Annotated in this window: 19 protein-coding genes; 6 read left to right on the forward strand and 13 right to left on the reverse strand. The window is 50.0% G+C overall.

Features of this window, described 5'->3' with window-relative positions; translation table 11 throughout:
- Positions 1-2: 2 nt before the first annotated feature.
- The gene (locus ACFSW8_RS01430; protein WP_377090025.1) at positions 3-560 is read right to left on the reverse strand and encodes an FMN-binding protein; all 558 of its coding nucleotides are present in this window, start codon (positions 558-560) and stop codon (positions 3-5) included.
- Positions 561-622: 62 nt separating this feature from the next.
- Complete coding sequence (locus ACFSW8_RS01435; protein ID WP_377090024.1) at positions 623-1,765, reverse strand: hypothetical protein; 1,143 nt, start codon at positions 1,763-1,765, stop codon at positions 623-625.
- Between the two features lie 354 nt (positions 1,766-2,119).
- On the opposite strand from ACFSW8_RS01435, the gene ACFSW8_RS01440 reads away from it, so the two are divergent.
- A complete protein-coding gene (locus ACFSW8_RS01440; RefSeq protein ID WP_377090022.1) occupies positions 2,120-2,791 on the forward strand; it encodes a c-type cytochrome in 672 nt (223 codons plus the stop codon).
- Here the strand turns inward: ACFSW8_RS01440 and ACFSW8_RS01445 are convergent.
- From ACFSW8_RS01445 to ACFSW8_RS01455, 3 genes are all read right to left on the reverse strand, one after another.
- Positions 2,769-3,938, reverse strand: a complete 1,170-nt coding sequence (locus tag ACFSW8_RS01445; RefSeq protein ID WP_377090020.1) for a glycosyltransferase family 4 protein — start codon at positions 3,936-3,938, stop codon at positions 2,769-2,771. The genes ACFSW8_RS01440 and ACFSW8_RS01445 overlap by 23 nt on opposite strands.
- Before the next feature lie 264 nt (positions 3,939-4,202).
- A complete protein-coding gene (locus tag ACFSW8_RS01450; RefSeq protein WP_377090016.1) occupies positions 4,203-5,615 on the reverse strand; it encodes a sulfatase family protein in 1,413 nt (470 codons plus the stop codon).
- A 164-nt stretch (positions 5,616-5,779) separates the two neighbouring features.
- Positions 5,780-7,324, reverse strand: a complete 1,545-nt coding sequence (locus ACFSW8_RS01455; RefSeq protein ID WP_377090015.1) for a sulfatase family protein — start codon at positions 7,322-7,324, stop codon at positions 5,780-5,782.
- Positions 7,325-8,002: 678 nt separating this feature from the next.
- On the opposite strand from ACFSW8_RS01455, the gene ACFSW8_RS01460 reads away from it, so the two are divergent.
- The 3 genes from ACFSW8_RS01460 to lysS all read left to right on the forward strand — a co-directional run bounded on the left by ACFSW8_RS01460 (position 8,003) and on the right by lysS (position 11,830).
- On the forward strand, positions 8,003-8,521 hold the full coding sequence (locus ACFSW8_RS01460; protein ID WP_377090013.1) for a sigma-70 family RNA polymerase sigma factor: 519 nt from the start codon (positions 8,003-8,005) through the stop codon (positions 8,519-8,521).
- Between the two features lie 27 nt (positions 8,522-8,548).
- Positions 8,549-10,219, forward strand: coding sequence for a LamG-like jellyroll fold domain-containing protein (locus ACFSW8_RS01465; RefSeq protein ID WP_377090011.1), 1,671 nt, complete (start codon positions 8,549-8,551; stop codon positions 10,217-10,219).
- Positions 10,220-10,357: 138 nt separating this feature from the next.
- Positions 10,358-11,830, forward strand: a complete 1,473-nt coding sequence (lysS, locus tag ACFSW8_RS01470) for a lysine--tRNA ligase (RefSeq protein ID WP_377177266.1) — start codon at positions 10,358-10,360, stop codon at positions 11,828-11,830.
- Between the two features lie 69 nt (positions 11,831-11,899).
- Here lysS and ACFSW8_RS01475 read toward each other — a convergent pair whose 3' ends face one another.
- From ACFSW8_RS01475 to ACFSW8_RS01510, 8 genes are all read right to left on the reverse strand, one after another.
- The gene (locus tag ACFSW8_RS01475; RefSeq protein WP_377177268.1) at positions 11,900-12,352 is read right to left on the reverse strand and encodes a PEP-CTERM sorting domain-containing protein; all 453 of its coding nucleotides are present in this window, start codon (positions 12,350-12,352) and stop codon (positions 11,900-11,902) included.
- A 304-nt stretch (positions 12,353-12,656) separates the two neighbouring features.
- Entirely contained in the window at positions 12,657-13,571 is a 915-nt protein-coding gene (locus tag ACFSW8_RS01480; RefSeq protein ID WP_377090006.1) for a TIGR01777 family oxidoreductase, read from the reverse strand.
- A gap of 1 nt (position 13,572) precedes the next feature.
- Positions 13,573-14,412, reverse strand: coding sequence for an MBOAT family protein (locus tag ACFSW8_RS01485; protein WP_377177270.1), 840 nt, complete (start codon positions 14,410-14,412; stop codon positions 13,573-13,575).
- Positions 14,413-14,456: 44 nt separating this feature from the next.
- Positions 14,457-14,888, reverse strand: coding sequence for a hypothetical protein (locus ACFSW8_RS01490; protein WP_377090004.1), 432 nt, complete (start codon positions 14,886-14,888; stop codon positions 14,457-14,459).
- Between the two features lie 6 nt (positions 14,889-14,894).
- Positions 14,895-15,329 (reverse strand): thiol-disulfide oxidoreductase DCC family protein, encoded by a 435-nt coding sequence (locus tag ACFSW8_RS01495; protein WP_377090003.1) that lies wholly within the window; start codon positions 15,327-15,329, stop codon positions 14,895-14,897.
- Between the two features lie 49 nt (positions 15,330-15,378).
- Positions 15,379-15,759 (reverse strand): hypothetical protein, encoded by a 381-nt coding sequence (locus ACFSW8_RS01500; RefSeq protein WP_377085422.1) that lies wholly within the window; start codon positions 15,757-15,759, stop codon positions 15,379-15,381.
- A gap of 56 nt (positions 15,760-15,815) precedes the next feature.
- Positions 15,816-16,343, reverse strand: a complete 528-nt coding sequence (locus tag ACFSW8_RS01505; RefSeq protein ID WP_377090002.1) for a GbsR/MarR family transcriptional regulator — start codon at positions 16,341-16,343, stop codon at positions 15,816-15,818.
- A 27-nt stretch (positions 16,344-16,370) separates the two neighbouring features.
- Positions 16,371-17,210: a helix-turn-helix domain-containing protein gene (locus ACFSW8_RS01510; protein WP_377090001.1), complete on the reverse strand. Its 840-nt coding sequence runs from the start codon at positions 17,208-17,210 to the stop codon at positions 16,371-16,373.
- A 123-nt stretch (positions 17,211-17,333) separates the two neighbouring features.
- Between ACFSW8_RS01510 and ACFSW8_RS01515 the strand changes: the two genes are divergently transcribed.
- Both ACFSW8_RS01515 and ACFSW8_RS01520 read left to right on the forward strand, forming a co-directional pair.
- Entirely contained in the window at positions 17,334-20,201 is a 2,868-nt protein-coding gene (locus ACFSW8_RS01515) for a PSD1 and planctomycete cytochrome C domain-containing protein (RefSeq protein WP_377090000.1), read from the forward strand.
- Between the two features lie 3 nt (positions 20,202-20,204).
- Complete coding sequence (locus tag ACFSW8_RS01520) at positions 20,205-21,662, forward strand: DUF1501 domain-containing protein (RefSeq protein ID WP_377089999.1); 1,458 nt, start codon at positions 20,205-20,207, stop codon at positions 21,660-21,662.
- Positions 21,663-21,705: the final 43 nt, after the last annotated feature.

The following is a 21,705-nucleotide window of genomic DNA, read 5'->3' on the forward strand; positions in this document are numbered from 1 at the left end:
GGCTATTTCCCAGTTTGCTGAGATAAATACAAGGCTGCAGCTCCTAATTTTTTCATCGCATTGACAGAAAGCGTCGCTCCCACAATGCCATCAATACGCCTATCCAACTTATGCCCCTTCAGACTGCTGCCGACAAACTGCTGAGTGAAGAAGGGCTTCGATACCTCCCAGCCGTGGCTTTCGCGATACACCAAGACTTTAACTTCTACCAGCTTTCCACCCTGCACAATCAAACCCGTCGTAATCGGCTTACTCTTGCCAATCTCATTGAGAATAAAGGCTGTCTTACCACCACTCTTCCAATAACGAACCTTTTGCTCCTTGTAGGAATGCCCAAAAATTCTCTTCAGCTGAGCCTGCTGAGTTCGATTCAGCTCTAACACTTGGGTCTTAGGTACAGCTCCCAACGTGCGCTTCAAGAAAACCGATGGCTTCTCATACACCTTCGTCGCCGCAGACAAGGGCGCCCCCAATGAAACCACCAACAAAAACACAAAGACCGCTCGGCCAATAATTGACCGAACGGCGTGTATGAATAACAAATTAGATAATTTCCCCATATTGTATGGTTCGCTGGCCGACACTTACTCGACCAGCTAGTTTATCTTCCTATACGATTGGCTTAGTAGTACCAACCGAATCCGAAGTTAAGTGACTTCTGAGTGTCCTTATTTTTGAAATCTTCGTTGAGATAATCAGCCTTAACGACCAAGTTCTCATTGATCCAGTAGTTGCCACCTAAGTTGTACTCAGTGGACTCAGTTGCACTGGAGCTACCAGAAAGTTTCGCGTACTTAAGCTGTGAGAAACGACCAAATACACCCACTTTACCAATCGGTGTATCCCATGCGTATGACGGCTCAAGGTAGTAACCCCACTGGCTATCCGCTTCGCTTCTCACGTCGCTGATGTTCCAAGCTGTACCAAGTGCGATGAACTGGAAACCACCACATGTGTAAATAGCGTGCGCTTCACCAAGTGTACCAGCCTGTGAACCAGTCGTTGTGCTGTCCATGTCTGATTGATACTGAAGGGAACCACCAAGGTTAAGATTCTTGATGCCTGAGTACTTCGCACGACCTGTTACAGCAAAGCTGCTGTTGTTCTGGTTGAAACGGTTGCCTTCAGAATTCACCTTGAAAAGATCAATACCGTAGCTGGAACGACCACCACGGATAGTTCCACCCTTAGTGTCGTTACCACCGTGGAAAAGTGCGTCAAACTGCCAGTCAGATCCAACATTGTTAGTGAATCCAAGACCAAGCACAGTCCATGTTGTTGGAATGACGTTCTTCTCAACGTTAGGACGCTCAACACCGTAGAATGTTGTCGGCTCGTGCACTTCGTTGATGATACCTACAGGGGTAAGAATAAGACCACCTTTAGCAGTGAATGTCTCACTCGCTGCATACTCGAGGTAAGCTTGCTCAAGCTTCAACTCAACACCTGTGCTCGTGAAAGAAGAACTACCCGCATTCTTACGAAGCGCGTGCTCAAGCTCAGTCTCAGTAACAAGCTTCAAGTTGTCTGTAATCTGGAAATCCGCAAAAAGAACAATGCGGTGCGGGTCAATGTCAGTCCCGTTGAAGTCACCCTTCTCAATGAAACGAGCGTGAATCTCACCGTAAGAACCAAATGTGAAACGATCCCAAAAGCTCTTCTTCTCGTTGATCAATGAGGCGTCAAGCGCGTCAACCTCTCCACCGAAGGAGCTTGTCATCATCGCCGCACCAAGTGCCGCAGTTGATAGAAATGTCTTAGTCATATCCTGTAGTTTATTCAGTGTTCTGCCATACCAGACCCTTAAACACGTTCAACATGTTCAAACCTCTGATCGGTTGCTGGCGAAGGTTTATCGAGACTGAATCTCAATAGCAATACTTTTCTCCACCATTCTTCCATTTTGTGACAATTCAGTCATTGCAACACAACTCACCATCAGCGAGTTAGACCACATTAAAAAATAAAATAAAAAGACTTCCACTGTTGAGAATCGACCACTGAGCCCGCACATGTCTCAACAAGAGGAACATGTCAGGAATATGTCACTCGGCTTGGTCATTTTCCTTGCTCCTAGCTAGATTGAGCCGTACAAAGACAGAAGTTACTTGAAACACTTATGAAGAAATTAGCACTCATTCTCGCATCCACAGTCGTTGGGCTCGGAGCAGCGCACGCTGAAGCTGATGGCGCAAAAATCTACGCAACATGCGCAGCTTGTCACCAAGCTAACGGCCAAGGCCTCCCAGGAGCCTTCCCTCCACTCGCTGAATCTGAGTGGGTGAACGGACCAGCTGAAAACCTTATCCGCATCCAGCTCCGCGGTCTCATGGGACCAATCACAGTCAAAGGTAAGCAGTATAACAGCGTCATGCCGCCAAACGCAGCCATGTCAGACGAAGACATCGCAGCAGTACTCACATACGTGCGTAGCAACTTTGGTAACAAAGCATCTGCTGTGACTGCAGACCAAGTAAAAGCACTTCGTTCTGAAGTCGGTAAGCCAATGCTCAAGGCTGAAGAACTTATCGACCCTAACAAAGCTGAAGAGAAGAAGGAAGAAGCACCAGCAGAAGGTGCTGAAAAGCCAGCAGCTGAAGGCAATGCCCAAGCTGAGCCAAAACAAGAAGCTCCAGCTGTCGCACTTAAGGCAGGTGAAACAACAGCTTCAGGTACTGTAAAAAAGTCTGAGCACCTCTCTCGCAGCAGCGAAACTTTCGCGTTCGGTGGTTTCGCAGCTTGGACACTTCTCAGCCTTATCCCTGTTGTTACAGGTATCGGCCGCAAGTAATCTCTCGGTAGAGAGCATCTAACTTTGTCGCAGCGTCTTGCCATGTGTGAGACGCTGCTTCTTTTTGGCATCGAAGCCCCGTCGCTCTCAGCTCTGCATCATTCTCTAACAAAGAGCATACCGCATCAGCCCACACTCGGGCATCCCCGACAGGAACTCGCTTTGCACTCTTTAGCACCTCGCTAGCTCCACACACTTCAGAGAGCACCACCGGCATACCGTATGACGCGGCTTCCAAGGCCGCTATTCCAAAAGGCTCAGCCATCGATGGCATACAAAAAATCCCCCCACGCTTGTAAATCTCTGACATCGTTGGATACGGCACCTTACCTAACAATTCTACACGCTCGCTGAGTTGACAAAAATCTACCACTTGACGCAAAACCCCAGCTTCCACCCCTGTACCAACCATGATCAGCCGCGCGTCAGGAAACTCCACTAACACCTTTCTGAAAATCTCAAGCATCATAAACGGAGCTTTCTGAGAACACAGCCTCCCTACATACAACAGCACCCGCTCAGCAGATACCTCCTCTTCTCTGTGCACCACCGGAATTGTATTGTGCAAAATAGACACACGTTCCCCCTCCACACCGATGGTCTCGATCAGGTGCTGGCGGCTGAGTTCAGAGACAGCGATCACATGATCAGCCCGTTGTGCCCCCCAACGCTCGATGCCTGAAACGGTATCGGACACGTGCTGGCCTACGCGTTCATATTGGGTGGAATGATAATGCAACACGAGTGGACAGCCCCACTTTTGCTTGAGCCACACTGCCGCTATAAATGTATGCCAATCGTGTGCATGTACGACCCTAGGTCTCGACTGACACACACTCACAACCCACTGGGTATAGCGCATTACCGCCTCAAAATACGGCCCGCCTCCAATGATGCGCTCACCCTGCTTCAGCTGAGAATACAGACGCTCTGCATCAATGTGAAACGCCTCTAGTGATTCATAGGATGAGGGAGCTTCATAGATGCCCTTACAAGGCATTTGATCGGGACATAACAAACGCGTCTCGCAGAGATCCTCCAGAGCTTCAGTGAGTTGGCTCACTGCAACCCCAAGCCCCCCCTGAATACTTACCCCTGACTCCCAGGAGAGATGCAGTGCGAAACCATGCTGTTTATCAAATGCCAAAGTCCGGGCACTATGCCCACTTCCTCAGCTGAGGCAATCTCAAGAATCAAAAAAAATGAGCCCCAACTGGGACTCATTCAGAGTGCTTGTCTAAACAACCTTAGTCAGCCTTTGCCTTCTAAGTCTGTGACTTACTATGAGTAGAGTCGGCGCATCTCACCCTATACCCCACTTATTGCCTATACCCCTTGCATCAAGGTACACACAAACCACAATGCTCAAACATGCTCACTTCACAGGGCTCTAGCTGATAATACAACCTGCTTATTGAAGCTGAGTTTGGAACTGAGATAACTCGGGATCCTGGTGCTGGATCATCCATTCCTTCAACTCAGCACGAAATTGCTCAATCTGCACTTTGTACTCTGGGTGATCAATCAGGTTGTTCAATCCATCTGGATCCTTCGAGTAATCATAAAATTCCTCAGGCTGACGGCGAGTAAAGTGATCCACCCGCTTAGCGATCTCCGGGTGCGACTCCGCAGCTTCTCGCATCGCTTTGAAGGTGCGCCCAATCATCGATTCATTGCGAAACCTCTTCTCGCCGTCTGACCAACCGTTATAAATGTATCCAAATTGCTTAGACTGGACACCACGCATCTCAAAGGCCTTTCGCGAAGAAGTCTGGTGGAACTGCGTGAATACTCGGTCTCTGCCCTTCTGCTTTTCACCTGCTAACAATGGAAGAACCGATTGTCCATCCACCCCTTCTGGGGACTTCACCCCAGCGGCCTCAAGCAATGTCGGTGTCACATCTATGCCTGACACCATCGCATCGCTCACTACCGTTCCGGACTCAATCTTTCCAGGCCAGCGCATCAAATAGGGAGTGTGCGTGCTGTGGTAAAAACAGTTCGTCTTAGAAAACGGAAATGCCATCCCATTGTCCGCCATGAAAAGCACCAAGGTATTGTCACGTTCCCCCGCATCATCTAACACTTTAAGTATCGCACCAACCGTGTCGTCACATCGCTTCACAGAAGAAAAATATTCCGCCACTTCACGCCGCACCTCAGGTAAGTCAGGTAAGAACTTTGGCACAGGAACCTCTTCTGCTTGATACACCCGAGATGGAACTGCTGCCCGCTTGTGCACGTCATCAGAGCTGTACCACTTCGAATTATCATTGCCGTAGAATGCACGATGCGGGTCATGCGAGTTCGCCATCAAAAAAAATGGCTTCTTCGCTTCCTTCGCCTCAGAAATGAACTTCTTTGCACGTAAGGAAAAGGATTCAGGTGAACGCCCCATCCCCAAATCCTTCATGTCGAATTGCATATCCCAACTGAACTCCTTGTGCGGTGTGCTGTGGCCAAACTTCCCTAATATTCCTACAGAATACCCAGCATCACGCAGCAACTGCGGAAGTATTGGAACATCCTTCTTCTTCAACTTGTGAAAACCCTCCCCACCACTATTGATTGGGTAACGCCCAGTCATCCATACCGAACGGCTTGGCTGACACACCGCTATCGTCACATGCCCATGCTCAAACTTTGCCCCTTGCCTTGCAATCGAATCGATATGAGGCGTGATCCCATCGATACCACACCCATACACTCCCACTGAGTCACAATTTAAATCATCCGCGGTGATCAGTAAGATGTTTGGGGCGGCCACCGCAAAATTGCTGACAACCGCCATGGCTATGGCGCTTCCGAATAATACTTTCATCATTTTTTCTTCTATCTGTAATGGTTCTTCAGCAGCAGGGGTAAGCTAGCATACTGGCTCAACCTATCCATTTGGACACGAGACCAACAATTGATAGAACCTCCCACCTTAAGCTTCTCTCTATCTCAAAGAAAAACACCACCGAATATTCGGTGGTGTGTAGCGTTTTACTTATGTTGTGAGCCGTAATGCTTCTTACGCTCAGTGTAGATCTTTTGCATATTCGCAAATACTTCCGCGTACTCTGGGTCATCATGCACGCTCTTCATTTCCTTTGGATCGCGCTCCAGATCAAACAACTGCCACTCGTTTGCTTGTGGAATGAAGAAAATTTTGTAGCGCTTCGTACGCACACCATCATGACGTGGCACATTGTGAATGCCCGGATTCTCATAGTACGCATAGTACACACTCTCACGTGCATCCTCTGCTTTCTGCTCCCCTTTAAATACAGGAACCAAACTTTGCCCCTGCATCTCTGAAGGAACTTCAGCCCCCGCAAGATCCAAAAATGTTGGACCGTAGTCGATGTTCTGAATCATCGACTGCTCCACAGTTCCAGCCTTGATGACTTTCGGCCAACGCACCAAAAATGGCATCTTCATCGATTGTTCAAACATCCACCGCTTGTCATACCAACCATGCTCACCAAGGTAAAAACCCTGGTCAGAGGAATAAATCACAATGGTATTCTCACTCAATCCCTCTTTATCGAGATAATCTAACAAGCGCCCAACATTTTCATCCACAGCTTTGATGGTACGAAGGTAATCTTTTACATAGCGTTGGTATTTGAACTGCAAGATTTCATCGTCACTGAGCTTTCCATCAGCGACCTTCCCTAGGAAGGAATAATTTTTTGGTCCATACGCTTCATCCCAATCACGTTGCTGACGCTCACTCATCCGCGTGTATTCACCATTCCCCACTCGATCGACAAACTTGTCTGGAAAGGGAGTGCGCCCGTGAAACTTCAAATCATGCTTCCAGTGGAAATGCTTATCGAGAGACATTTCATTTTTTTTGAGCCACTCAGAGCGACCTGAATAATCGTCGCGCAATGTCTCAGGCTCGGGCATCGTCACATCATCAAAGAGTGTGAGATGGCGTTTCGCTGGCGCCCAGTTGCGGTGAGGCGCCTTGTGCTGGGTCATCAGAATGAATGGCTTCGTCTTATCCCTGCCTTCTAACCAATTGATAGAATTATCAGTAATGATGTCAGTCACGTAACCATCGTAGCGTTTCATCTTCCCGTTCATCTGGCGGAAGTCAGGATTGTAATAATGGCCTTGGCCTGGAAGAACTTCCCAGAAATCAAATCCAGTAGGTGCCGTGTGCAAATGCCACTTACCAACCAATGCCGTCTGGTAATCCGCCTTCTGCATCAGCTTAGGAAATGTCATCTGACTACCATCAAACTTATCGCCATTGCGCATGAAGCCATTGAGATGGGAGTGCTTCCCGGTGAGAATACACGCTCTCGATGGGCCACAAATTGAATTGGCACAAAAAGAATTGTGGAAAATCGCACCCTCTTTTGCCAAACGGTCAATGTGAGGTGTCGGCGCAATGTCTTTGAAGCGACCTCCATAGGCTGAGATGGCATTCAAGGCATGGTCATCAGAAAAGATGAAAACAATGTTAGGGCGCTCCTGCGCCAGAGCCGCCCCAGTCAGAGCGAGTGCGATTGCTGTAGATGTTAAATGTTTCATAGTATTCTTAGTTGGCTGCGACAGCACCAGTCTGTGGTTAGCTCCTATATCATGAGAAATTCATAAGGCCCTGCAATGCCAATCTGTGTATGCAAAACGGCCCCAAACGTCCGCCTCACACACATAAGACACCCACCCCCACCGAGCTGATCCGATTTTTTCGCTCTTTTTGAGCGCGATCTCAGCGTCCTCCTAAATCTAGTAGCTGAGTCACTTAGCCAAGATTGTTCCCTACCCTCATCATCGACGTCCCCATCCCCCCCTTTGCCCTCCACACAGACAACGCATCCCGACCTGTCGCTTTCAAGCACAAGCAGACTCCCCCCCAAAAAAAATGGGCCGCACCTGCTCAAAGAACGGGATGCGGCCCAAGTATCACAGCTACCACACTATGAAATCATCATGGCAATTTTTAAATTCACCATGCAAAAATTGTCAAACCAACGACTTGGTCTACCTCTTGGATGCCTCTTCCCAGTCGAGATTACAAGAGAATATTTAAGAATCACCAAATTTGACAAAAATCGTGAAGAATCGGCATAAAATGAGCACAAGAGTTCCCCTTCCCCCCTCGCACAAAAAAACTTAAAAAAAGTTCGATCATATCCCTGAACCAGACAGACTATAGGATACAGCACCCATTAGAGCCTAGGATACAGCACCCATTAGAGCCGCATCATGTCTGAATCTGAAGAACTCGATCAAAAATTTATTAGCCTCATTACTGAGCACCAAGCAGAGCTCACCGGCTACATCCGTTCCCTCATTCCTAAAATGGATGGCGTTCAAGATGTGATGCAAGAAACCAACATCATCATGTGGAAAAAACGCCACCAACTCCGCGAAATCAGTTCCTTCCGAGCCTGGGCATACAAAATCGCCTACTTCCGTACCTGTACCTATATCCAAAAGAAGAAAAAAGGCGGCACCGTCTTTCTCGAACCCGATGTGCTCGACCAAATCGCAACCGAGTACGAATACCGCAGTGAAGAGAAAATCGAAAGCGAAGCCCTCACCCATTGCCTCGCCAAACTCGAAGCCGCCGACCGCGAACTCATCACCATGCACTATGAAAAACATGGGGGGCTCAAAGAATACGCAGAAACTATCAAATGTTCCATCGGAAGGCTCAAGCACGCACTCATCCGCATCCGGGGCACACTCAAAATTTGCATCGAACGCGAAATCGAAGCCTAATCTCCCCACCCCAATCCTCCTTTTCCCATGGACGACTTTTCCTCTATCACTCCCGAAGAACGTATCCTCATCCAATCTCTGATTGATGGCAGCATTGATCCAAGCGAGGCTTCCAAGCTAAACGAATTACTGCGAAACAACCCGCTTCTTCGCGCGTTCTACATCGACCAAATGCGCATCGATTCTCACCTTCGCGACTACCACACAACGGTGCAGCCACTGGTCCTCGTCGGTAGACATGATCCAGATAAGAACCGTCGTAAAATCATCAGTATCGCTGCTGGTTCGCTTGCTGCCGGCATCGCCGCAGCGGTGGCCTTCATGATGATGGTACCCAAGGAACCCGCCCCCAGCTCCAATCTACCCCAGTATTCACAATTCAAGGCCACACCAAACCCTATGCCCATCGCCCGCATCACCGGCATCGATGGTGTCAATTGGTCAGAGTCCACAGGCAACCTCAGCTATGGGACCTGGCTCGCCGCTGGTAAGCTCGATATCAAAGACGGCTTGATCGAAATCACCTATGACTCTGGCACCAGCGTCATCCTCAAAGGCCCATCGGTCTATTACATTGAAGAAAATAACCGCGGATTCCTTGAAAGCGGCACCCTGCGCGCCACTACTCCCGGCAATGTCGCGCGTTTCACCATCGAAACACCCAACACTAAATTACTCGATTACGGCACAACCTACGGAGTCACAGCTTCCAACGATAACAGCACATCCATCCATGTGCTCAAAGGCCGCGTCCGTGCTCAGTCCTCAGGTGCCGATGCCCCCCAATGGCGTACCCTCTACGCTGGTGATGCCATCGAGATTGCTCAAGGGCTCGAAAGCCCCGCTACTTACACCAACTTCGAGGCCGATATGTCCCAGTTCGACTGGGCCCCACAGCGCAAACACGTCCGCGACACCCCGCTCAAATACCTTCACTATGGATTCGAAAACTTTGACGGCACTCGCTTCCCAGAAACCGGTACCGGGTTCTCAGGTCAACACTTCCCAGCCGAAATCCGCGAGTTCAGCAAAGAAAAAAGCACCAACCGGTGGACCTCCAACGGTAAAATTGGCCAAGCGCTCGAACTTAATGCCGCAAACCGCTTCCTCGAAACCTCATTCAAAGGCATCGGTGGCAACCAAGCTCGTACCATCGCCTGCTGGGTAAAATACGATCGACCACGCACCTCTGGCACCAAAAAATCCTACGGAGCCATTGCTGCCTGGGGGGAACCTGAACGTGGCAAACTCTGGAAAATGGCATTGCGCCCCACTCCTAGCATCAAAAATGCAGTCACTGTGCGCACCGAAGCCGGTTGGGGAAACACGGGTGGATCAACCCCACTTAACGACGGCCAATGGCACCACGTCGTCAGTGTCTTCACTGGTGGACCCAATGCCGATGCTGGCTCCAACGTCCTCCACTACGTCGATGGCTCGCTGGAAAAACGCACCAACATTATGTCGCGTCTCGTTGAAACGACCGCCGAAGAAGGCAAGTTCTTCCCCCTTACCATCGGCCTCAGCCCAGAAGTCCCCTTCCCTAAGAGCATTCAGTCGCTCGTCAAAGCCTCTGAAAATAAAGGCCAAGAGCTTCCAACCTTCAAGGGCCTCATCGATGAACTCTACATTTTTAACGACGCCCTCACCCCCGAAGAGATCCGCCAACTCTACAAAAACAATACGGTCCCCCAGTAAGTACCCACGTCCTACACTCGCCCCTCTTGCGCGTTCATAATCAGCTCCCATGCGGCCACACTCCCCGGTGTGGCCGTTCTGCATTTTATAACAAATGCGAGTTGCAAATCAGCATTTCCCCCTTAATCTCCGCGCTCTATGAGCGAGCAGAACACGCAGCCACAATCGACCGAAGCCGAACTCATTGCAGTTCGCACCGAAAAACTCGAAAAATTACGCGAATTGGGCATCGATCCATTTGGCGCTAAATTTGATGTCACCATCACTCCCGGTGAACTCAAAGCCAATTTCGAGGACGGTAAACAGGTCACCATCGCTGGCCGTCTCCTCGCTATCCGTGATATGGGTAAGTCGGTCTTCGCCTCCATCGGTGACGTCCACGGCCGCATCCAAATCTACCTCAACAAAAAAGGCCTTAACGAAACTGAGTGGGCCGCCTGGAAACTCATGGATATGGGTGACTGGATCGGTGTCGATGGCGAAACCTTCACCACCGGTAAAGGCGAGCCATCTGTCAATGTCTCCAAACTCACTGTCCTCTCCAAGGCCCTTCGCCCCATGCCTGACAAGTGGCACGGAGTCAGTGACCGCGAAACCAAATACCGTAAGCGCCACCTCGACCTCATGTCGAACCAACAAAGCGCTGAACTCTTTGTAAAACGCTCACAGATGATCGCTGAAATCCGCAGCTTCCTTCATGATCGCGGTTTCCTCGAGGTTGAGACTCCAATGCTCCACGATGTTGCCGGTGGCGCAGCAGCGCGCCCATTCGAGACACACCACAATGCTCTCGATATGCCACTGACAATGCGCATCGCTCCCGAACTCCACCTCAAGCGTTTGCTCGTAGGTGGTTTCACTAAGATTTTTGAACTCAACCGTAACTTCCGTAACGAGGGGATCTCCCGCCGTCACAACCCAGAGTTCACCATGCTCGAAGCCTACTGGGCATTCTCAGACTTCGAACAAATGGCCGACCTCGTCGAAGAAATGACCTGCCACCTCGCTGAAAAGTTCTGTGGCGGACTCAAAATCGAACACAAAAACGATGAAGGTGAAGTCGTGCGCACCATCAACCTCGAACGCCCATGGAAACGCGCTCCCTACCACGATCTCATCAAGGAAGTCGCTGGCGACGATTGGTTCGACCTCACCGAGGAACAACACCGCACAAAATGTAAGGAACTCGGCGTCGAAATCTCCGATAACATGGAAGACTACGAAATCACCCAGCAGGTATTCGAAAAGCTCGTCGAAGAACACAGCTTCGACCCATGCTTTGTTACTCATGTCTCCAAAGAACTCATCCCGCTTGCCAAACTCAACCCTGAGAACCCAGAGGTCATCGATGTCTACGAACTCATCATCAATGGCCAAGAAATCTCTCCAGGTTACTCAGAGCTCAACGACCCCATCCTCCAAAAGCAACGCTTCGAGGAACAAGCTGGCGGTGAGACGCAAAATATTGACCACGACTTCGTAGAAACGATGGAGTCAGGAATGCCCCCAGCTGGCGGCATCGGCATCGGTATCGACCGCCTCATTATGATGCTCACGGGTGCCCCGACCATCCGTGACGTCGTCCTCTTCCCACAGCTGAAGAAGAAGTAAGCAAGCTCTCTCAAAATTAAATGCCTTCACCGCCTGAGCGGTGAAGGCATTTTTTTATGACTCTCGACACTACCTGCGGCGCTTGAGCACTAAGCTGATGGCACCTAAGGCTAATAAACTCATGCTGCTAGGCTCAGGGACCGTCACGATCTGAAAACCTGCAATGCTAGAACGACCACCTTGCTTATTCGCCCTGATCGTCACGTCAGAAGCTGTCAATCCACTGTACACCAAATAATTACCAGCAGTCGAACCTACAGCTTCCACATACGATCCCGTATACGAATTCCCTAGCAAGATTGGCGTCGTCTTAGAACCTCCATTCGATAAGATCGTGGCTCCAGCATCTGCTTGTTGATCTTGTACCCAGTATTCACCTAACTGAGTGTCCCCACCTCCGTTAGCTGGGTCACTCGCAAGGTAAGCCACTAATGTATAACCTAGAACTGCCCACGTCTCACATAAACCGCTATGCCTCCACTCCAAGCCCCATACATACCTGTCGCCACTCCCACGAGGCATGCGAATTGAAAGTCGCTAAACACCGCCAGCGCCATGCTGAAACACAGCAGCCCACCAATGCCTGCCCCCCAATGGCATCCAGCCGACACAGTTCTCCATGCCTTCTCTGGAGATTTTAATAGAAACATTGGCATACTAACAGCCCCATACATGAATACATGCACGACACTCGACACCACAAAAGCATACCCGCCATAGGCCCCCACCAGGCACTCAACTACCAGAGCCATAACTACAGCGGGAGGAAGCACCACCACCGGTAAACTTACCAACCAATAGCTAAATCCCACAGAATACCCACTCTTCATCCAGCCAATCCCTCCTTGAAGCTATCTATGCCCTCATGGGAAAACTTAAACCCTTCGCTTATTAAACGATCAGGTACCACCCAACGACTTTTAAGCACCAACTCGGTTTCCGTCCTGAGGACAAAGGCTCCAATCTCTAACATCCACCTGTTTGCTGGCATGCCAAACTGCATTGCCACACTCGCACGCACTTCCTTCATCAACTCCTTATTGGTAAGTGGCTGTGGTGAGCAGACATTGTACACCCCCTCAGCCGCCTCATTACCTATCAACCAATCCACTGCTCTTGCAAAATCTCTATCAGATATCCAACTCACCATTTGCCTTCCTCCTCCCATTTTTCCTCCAAGTCCACGCCTTGCTAACCCTTGAAGCACCGTCCATACCGTCCCTGCTTCTTCACCAAAAACCATAGCTGTGCGCAATGTCAGCTTCCGAGTCTTTCCACAGTCAACAGCCCTGAAAGCCCGTTCCCATGCCCTCGCTACCTCCACAGAAAAACCACTCCCGAATTCCCCACTCGCTTCCCCTTGAGCTCTGTCTTCGGCATGACGGTAAATGGTTGCCGTACTCGCATTGAGCCACACCTTCGGTGGATTCTGACACCCTTGCACCGCTTTACCTAACAACTCAGTAGTCCTGACGCGACTATCAAATATCGACGCTCTGTTTCGCCTCCCGTAGCGGCAATTCACCGAGCGTCCAGCAAGATTAACTAAGACATCAACCCACTCTAAGGCCTCCTGCCAAGCTCCCAACTTCTTACCATCCCAATAGACAAACTCGACTCCATCTACAATCCCATCTGGGTCCCGAGCAATCCCCACGACATTCCATCCGTTCTCTAAAAAATACCTAGACAAGACACGCCCTAGAAATCCATTCGCTCCTACAATCACAATCGTTTTCATACTAAATCCATTGGGTTAAAAATTTACTTACTGGTAAAATTACAGCGTCGACAAATGCTGGTGGGAAGAGCACCGGAATCCCTAACACTAGACTCCCAAGACACAGCCATTTTCCTCCAACACCAAAAGTCCTTTCCAAGGCCACAAAACCTCCCTGTAGCGTAAAAAAGAGTGTCGGTAACCCATAACCTGCGCCGACAGGAACCGTGATCGCTAATTCGTGAAACAAACCAGAAATGACAAACACAGTGAATACCGCCCAAGCTCGCCCAAAACGTTCTTCTAGTGGCCTCTGAACCGCGATCGCCATCATCTGAGAATAGGCTAGGTTCCACCGCTTCCCCCAAAAGTCACCAAAGCCTCGCGCCTCAAGTGGATTGCGAAATAAAGCACGCACCCCCACACCTCGGCTGCGCCAATACCCAGTCAGCACACGCAACACCCCGAAGTGAAACGCCATACTCAGGGCTATGAAAACTGCGATTACATGCGCAATTTCCATAAACTCAAAAAGAAACAAAAGGCTCACACCACAGATCAAACAACCCAGCCCAACTATCATATCTTTCTTCCACTCACTGCGCACCCTCCCCAACTTCTCCCACGGCCTAGGATCCATCCCAAACCACGCCGCTACAAAATACAAGTAGGGCCGCCATCTGAGCCACCCACCACCACCGCGCCTCCATTCGCTGTAAACCACAGCTTTCATTCCCGCCATCAATACACTGCAAAGAGCCACCATCCGTAAGAACGGATTCTCATCTATCACTAACACATGCACTGCCATGTATATTGCGATGACTAAACCCCATACAGCCCATCGCGGTAAGTCCCACATATCAAAGATGCATTTAGCGAACACCACCACCCCAATACAAACAATCACCCACATAGAAGGTTCCTCCCTAACAAATATCCATTCAGGACGGCTAAGTATATAAATAACAACATGAGCAAAACCTCAGCGATCTTGTTGAAGCGAGTCTGAGGAATCCAATTCCTATCGAAACAACAAAGCTGAAGAATAATCCGCACACTCCACCACACAGCCATCAATCCCAATAAAGCATTTCCTAACACACCTCCAGCCATCAAGGCCTCTGCCGCAAAAATGCAAAGCAATGAAAAGAATAAATGCATACCCAACACATAGGATGCATAGGTCCAAAATAATTGACGCATCAGACCATTCTCGCTCAATAAGTCGCCCTTCCAGTTCAAACACTTGGGAATCCACGCACTCATAAGCACTAAACCTAACTGCGCAAACCCCGCCGCCATCAACAAATTCTCCAATCTTATCATCTCACTCAAAGCGCATTAGAACTTACACCCACCACCGCCACAGTCAGTATCCTTGCCGCTACCCTGTTTGCCTTCACCTAACAAAAGTTTGGAAAGCTTGTACCTATGATTTGCTATCAACGGATAGACCCATCGCGCCAGAGGCAAAAACATTGGCTTGCTAAGAATCTTTGCAAGATACCGATAGCGCGGACATGCCCACAAAGTCATAAGCGTCGCTTCCTCACCCTGGTACACCATGCCACTATCACTACGTACCACCATCGCCCTTGCAGGCTCATACTCCAGAAGTTCAGGAAAGCGCTTCCTAGCGGCATCAGATGCATAGTCAATAAACTGCACCTCTACCTCTGCTCGCTGCTGCTCAAACCACCCCTTGTAACGACAACACAAGGCACAGCTCCCATCGTAGTATACCTCTAAAAAACGCATTTCCTGATCAATCTTCATTATATCGAACTTTCAGTTAATTTTGAAAGTTTGGAACAAATAAAAAGCTCTACTTGCCCGCTAGTGCATAGTCCGTCTGCTGTGGTATTCTTCCCTTCTTACGCATTTTATCAAAGTTATACATGTTGAAGAAGTGCATTCCTCCTAGGACTAAAGTCACAAATCCAAGCTTTGTCGCGCAAAACTCAATAGCTCCAACAAATCCCTCTGGCTTCTGACCATATTTCAGAAACAAAAGCACAAAGCCCACATTGATGAGATAAAACCCAACCTTGAGCAGATGATTCACAGCGTCAGCACGCTCCTCGTCACCACGAAATGCTTCCAGTAGAAACACCCTGCCATTCTTGTGTAAGGTATTGGCTACCCATATAGTGAGACCTATGCTCACCAAGGTATATACCACGTACACGATTACTTGTTCAGTCATACTTTCTATTCTATTTTTGTTTTATGTTTGTAACCTTTGTTAGACTACAAAATCTCTTACTTACTCACACCTAACAGCTTGGCAGCCATCTTCAGTGCAGGCCCATACTTTAAGCGGCTAATCTTATCGCCCGCATTGCTGGCGAGCTGCGCAAACTCCTCAAGCTCCTTCATCTGCTGATGAAATGCCATTCCCTCAGCACTGGTCTCACCCTCCGTATTCTCTGCACAGTCCTGAAGTAAGCTCAACGCGGGATCAATCTCACGCCTTTGCCGCTCCTTCAACACCATCGTGAACATCTTCCACACATCCTTCTCAGCTTCAAAAAACTCCTTACGCTCCCCCTTTTTCACTACAATCCTAATCAAGCCCCAGCCGACCAATTCCTTCAAATTCGTGTGCGCGTTCCCTCGACTGATCACCAACTCATCCATCACCTCATCCGTACTCATCGGCTCCGGACTTACCATCAACAGAGCATGCACCTGCGCCATCGTACGACTTATCCCCCAGCTGCTCCCCAATGCCCCCCATTGCGCTATAAATGCTTCCTTCGTTTCTTTAAAATTACCTGCCGCGCTCATACTTTCAGTAATTACTGAAAATTCACTTTATTTGCAAGATCGTTTTTTGCCAGTTACGCTCTCATGCGCTCGACGATAGTGACTCGGACTCTTGCCGCTGGCTTTTTTAAAGAATCGAGAAAAGTAATACTCATCTTCAAATCCTAGTTGATGAGCGATCTCCTGCACGGTTTCACGCGCCCCAAGGAGCATATGCATCGCCTTAATATAAAGCTGCTTTTGCCGATACTGATGCGGGCTAATACCATATTCCTGCTTAAACCTCTTACGAAAGTTCTCATATCCCATCCCTGAGTCGCGTGCGATCTGCGTCACTGTCCGATGCGTGTTTGCTAATAATGCCAACGACTTCCTAAGGGCTGGAGGAGAGTTGAGAGCCCGTGACATATCCTGCTGCTCAAATAACATCTTCAAAAGCAAACGCTGAAGCTCAGTCACCATCAACAAAGGAACTTCCCTATAGCTCTCAATCATAGACTCAAAGCTCTTTTTGCAATCCTTCGCACTTTCCACATGCAACAGCCAAACCATCTCTCCCCATAAGTTCTTTTCCCGCAACAGATCAAACACTGGCCCATTAAACACCAAGTAAAACTCCTCCCACAAACCACCACCCTCCGTCCCATAGAGGTGCCCGACCTCTGGGTTAATGCAGATCACATCCCCAGGCTGCAACACCGCAAAACGTCCATGCTCGTCCTCGTAGGTCCCTGATCCATCAAGTATCAACACTAAGGCATGCGCCCCCAAATAGCGATAGTCACGCATCCGCCCCCCATAACGGCGAATATGCCCCGCCATCATCACTTCTCCTAAGACCTTATTCCCCTCATTGGGTAGCTCATAACGCTTATGGAATGACTGCATACCGACAAGATCGCCCCACCAATACCATTTTGTCCATCAATTTTCACCACTAGAATCCCCCCCAACGAGATAGACTACTCCTATTGCTGAGTATAAGATACTACCCACCTTAAAACAATCGATATGCCAGTCGTAGGAAGAACCATTTTATCCAGCACACTCATCCTCTCAAGCCTCACGCTCACTCACGCCGATACCATCTCATTCAACCGAGACGTGCGCCCAATTTTTATTAATAAATGCACGAAGTGCCACGGTGGAGCAAAGGCTGATGGCGACCTCTCACTCATCTACCGTGAGGAAGTCCTCGGTAAGGGCAAGTCGGGCAAAACCATCATCGTTCCCGGACATCCTGAAAAGTCAGAACTCTACCGACGCATTATCACCGACGATATCGATGACAAAATGCCTCTCCAGGTAGGCGACCACGCTGATGAGCCACTCAGCAAAGCCCAATCTGAAATCATCAGAAAGTGGATCGCTCAGGGCGCCCAATGGGAAGAACACTGGGCCTATATCCCACCAAAAAATCAAACTCCTCCGGCACTCAAACACTCGGACTGGCCCTCCAGCACGATGGACCAATGGGTCCTCAATAAAATGGAAAAAGAGGGACTCAAACCCAGCAAGGCAGCCTCAAAACAACAATGGCTCCGTCGCGCTAGCCTGGATCTTACCGGACTCCCTCCCACCCCCAAAGAACTTGAAACATTCCTCAAGGACACTTCTCCTAACGCCTATGAAAACCAAGTCGACCGCCTCCTCGACTCACCACATTTTGGAGAACGCTGGGCTTCCATTTGGATGGACCTAGCCCGCTACTCCGACACCAAGGGCTATGAGAAAGACCCCCATCGCAATATCTGGCAATACCGCGATTACCTCATTGAGGCCTTCAATAAAGACAAACCATACGACAAGTTTATCCAAGAACAACTCGCCGGAGATCTCGTCGAAAACCCCAATGCGGAACAATGGGTCGCCACCGCATTTCACCGTAACACCCAAACCAACACCGAGGGTGGCACCGATGACGAAGAATACCGCGTCATGTCGACCATTGACCGCGTAAACACCACCTGGACTGCCATCCAAGGTCTCACATTTGGCTGCATTCAATGCCACGCCCACCCCTACGAACCAATTCCGCACGAGGACTATTTCCGCTTCTCAGCCTTCTTTAACTCTACCGAAGATGCCGACCTCGACAGCGACTACCCACTCTTCAAACTTGCCAATAAACCTGAAGAACGCAACGACGCGGCCCATTGTTTCAATACCATCCCTCAGCTTCGCCAAAAACTTAACCAAGTAGGTCAAAAATGGATCTCCCAGGACACCGGCTTCTCACCACTCAACTTCTCTGAGCTCAAAACTACCCACGGCAAGCTCAAATCCTACCCAAACGGAGAACTTCGCACCTCCGGCACCCTCGCTGTTCAAACCAGATTTGACCTCAAAGCCCAACCTACTCCATTCACAGCCCTTCGAGTCACTATCAAACCTGAAACCGAAAACCCTGCGGAACTCCCAGAGCGAGGCTCGGTTCTCTCACACCTTCAGCTCCACAAACTGAAGCCAGATGGCTCAAAAGAAAAAATCAATATTGCCCACATCTACGCCGATTCTGTCGTCGGCCCCTATGATGCTCTCGATACAAACAAACCCAATGCTAATGGATTTGGTGGTTACCCAAAACTGTTTCGCAAACGCCAAGCCGTTGTCGTCCCCACACACCCCGTGACCTTCGCTGAGGGTGAATCCCTCGCCCTCACCATCCAAAATAAAGCAAGTACCACCGGCAACCAAGCCTGCACCCTGAGACGATTCCAAATCGATGCGACCACCAGCCCGATCTGGCAAGAACTCGTCCAAAGTGACTCCCATAAAACCACACTACAAAAACTGACCACCACCCAAAAACGTTACCAAAACATCAAGGGCACCACACTCCCAGTCGTTAAACAAAGACCACCAGAAGCCCAGCGCGAAACCAGACTCTTCATCGGTGGCCTCTGGCTCAATAAAGGCGATGTACTGACAGAAGGCGTCCCCGACTTACTTAACCCAGGCGGCAAACCAGTCACTAACAGACTCGAGATGGCACATTGGATTAGCCACCCTAACAACCCACTCACCGCACGCGTGATGGTCAACCGTCTCTTCTCAGAACTCTTCGGCCGCGGCATCGTTCAAACTCTTGGAGACTTCGGCTCCACAGGAACGGAACCCACCAACCAACCGCTCTTAGACCACTTAGCTCACGCATTCCAAACAGAACAAAATTGGTCTATCAAAAAAGCCCTGAGAAATATGGTGCTCTCATCCACCTACCGCCAAGATAACCACGCCTCACCTGAGCTCGCCCAGCGTGACCCGCACAACCTCTACCTAGCCCGTGGCCCACGCACGCGCCTCTCAGCTGAGATGATTCGTGATAACGCCTTATTAAGTTCAGGTTTGCTCACTCGAACAATAGGTGGCACATCAGTCATGCCTCCACAACCAGATGGTATCTGGCAGAGTGTCTACAGTGGCGCCAAATGGAAAACAGCTGAGGGACCTAACAGGTACCGACGTGCACTCTACACATACTGGAAACGCACCAGCCCCTACCCCTCAATGCTAACCTTCGATGCCCCGTCAAGAGACGTCTGTGCCCCTCAGCGCATTGCCACCAACACCCCCCTTCATGCGCTCACGACCCTCAATGACCCCGTCTACCTCGAGTGCTCACAAGCACTTGCCAAACGCATGCTCACATCAAGTGAGACACTCCCAGCCCAACTCACTCATGGTTACCGATTAGTGAGCCAGCAAGAGATCCCACCTAACACACTCAAGATCCTCACCGAGTTGCACCAACAACTCCGCACTGACTTCAGTCAAAAACCAGCGGATTCTAACAAACTAGCTGAAACACCCGAGGCTGCGGCAATGACCGTCCTCGCCAACGCTCTGCTGAACCTCGACGTAGCCCTTACTAAATAAATTATGAACCTCTTCCAACAACTCCAACACGATTACCTGCTCCACCAATCGCGTCGCCAGTTCCTCTCCAAATGCGTCGCTGGTGTTGGCTCAGCTTGGCTCAGTTCCATGGCTAACAATGCCTTCGGTGCTAACCCTTCACTTCCTGGTAATCTCTCGCATATCGCGCCAAAAGCCAAACGCGTTATTTTCCTCCACATGGCAGGAGCTCCATCGCAGCTCGAACTCTTCGACTACAAACCAGAGCTCGCAAAATACGATGGGAAATCCACCCCAGAAGAATACCTCGCGGGCCAACGCTTCGCTTTCATTCAGGGGGTTCCCAAATTGCTAAATTCTATTTACCCCTTCCATCAAGCTGGAGAATCTGGCCAATGGATCTCCGACCGCCTCCCGTGGTTTGAAAAGGTTATCGATGAAGTCTGCTTCATCAAATCAATGCATACCAATCAATTCAACCACGCTCCCGCCCAGCTTCTCCTTCACACCGGCAATGCCAACCTCGGCAACCCGTCGATTGGTTCTTGGGTGACCTATGGCCTCGGTAGTGATAACGAGAACCTCCCCGGCTACATCTCACTCGTTTCAGGAGGTAAGGCCCCCTCCGCAGGGAAATCAGTCTGGGGATCTGGCTTCCTGCCTTCCGTATACCAAGGGGTGCAGTGCCGCTCCAAAGGCGACCCCGTTCTCTACCTCTCGAACCCTGATGGTATATCCCGTGACATGCGAAAAAAAGCAGTCGATGCCATCACCCACATCAATCAACAAGCCTACGCTGAGACAAATGATCCAGAGACTCTCACACGCATTTCCCAGTACGAAATGGCTTTCCGCATGCAAATCCACGCCAATGAAGCCTTCGAGCTCAAGGATGAGCCTCAGCACATCCATGAACTCTATGGTACAGAACCTGGAAAAGAGTCGTTTGCTAACAACTGTCTGCTAGCGCGCCGACTTGCCGAGCGCGGAGTTCGCTACATCCAACTCTTTGACTGGGGCTGGGACTCCCACGGTGCAGGTGAAAACGAAGCCCTCAACACCGGCTTCAAACGCAAATGCCAACAGGTCGACAAACCCATGTACGCTCTGCTCACAGACCTCAAACAAAGGGGACTCCTTGAAGACACTCTCGTCGTTTGGGGAGGTGAATTCGGGCGCACCCCAATGCGAGAAAACCGTGGCGGCCAAGACATGAAATTTATTGGACGCGACCACAACCCCGGCGCCTTCACCATGTGGCTTGCCGGTGCCGGCATCAAGCCCGGCTTCAGTTTCGGCGAGTCTGACCCAATCGGCTACAAGGCTATGACCGACCGTGTCTCTACCCAAGACCTTCAAGCCACGATCCTTCACACACTCGGACTCAAACATAACAAACTCACCTACCCCTTCCAAGGGCTAGACCAAACCCTCCCCGGTGTCACCGAGCCAGCACGCGTCGTCCACGAGATCTTCAGCTAAGCCTCAGCCCCATAGAGCTCAGCGTTCATGTGAAATGCTGAGT

The organism is Rubritalea tangerina (assembly GCF_042683245.1).
Taxonomy (GTDB): Bacteria; Verrucomicrobiota; Verrucomicrobiia; order Verrucomicrobiales; family Akkermansiaceae; genus Rubritalea; species Rubritalea tangerina.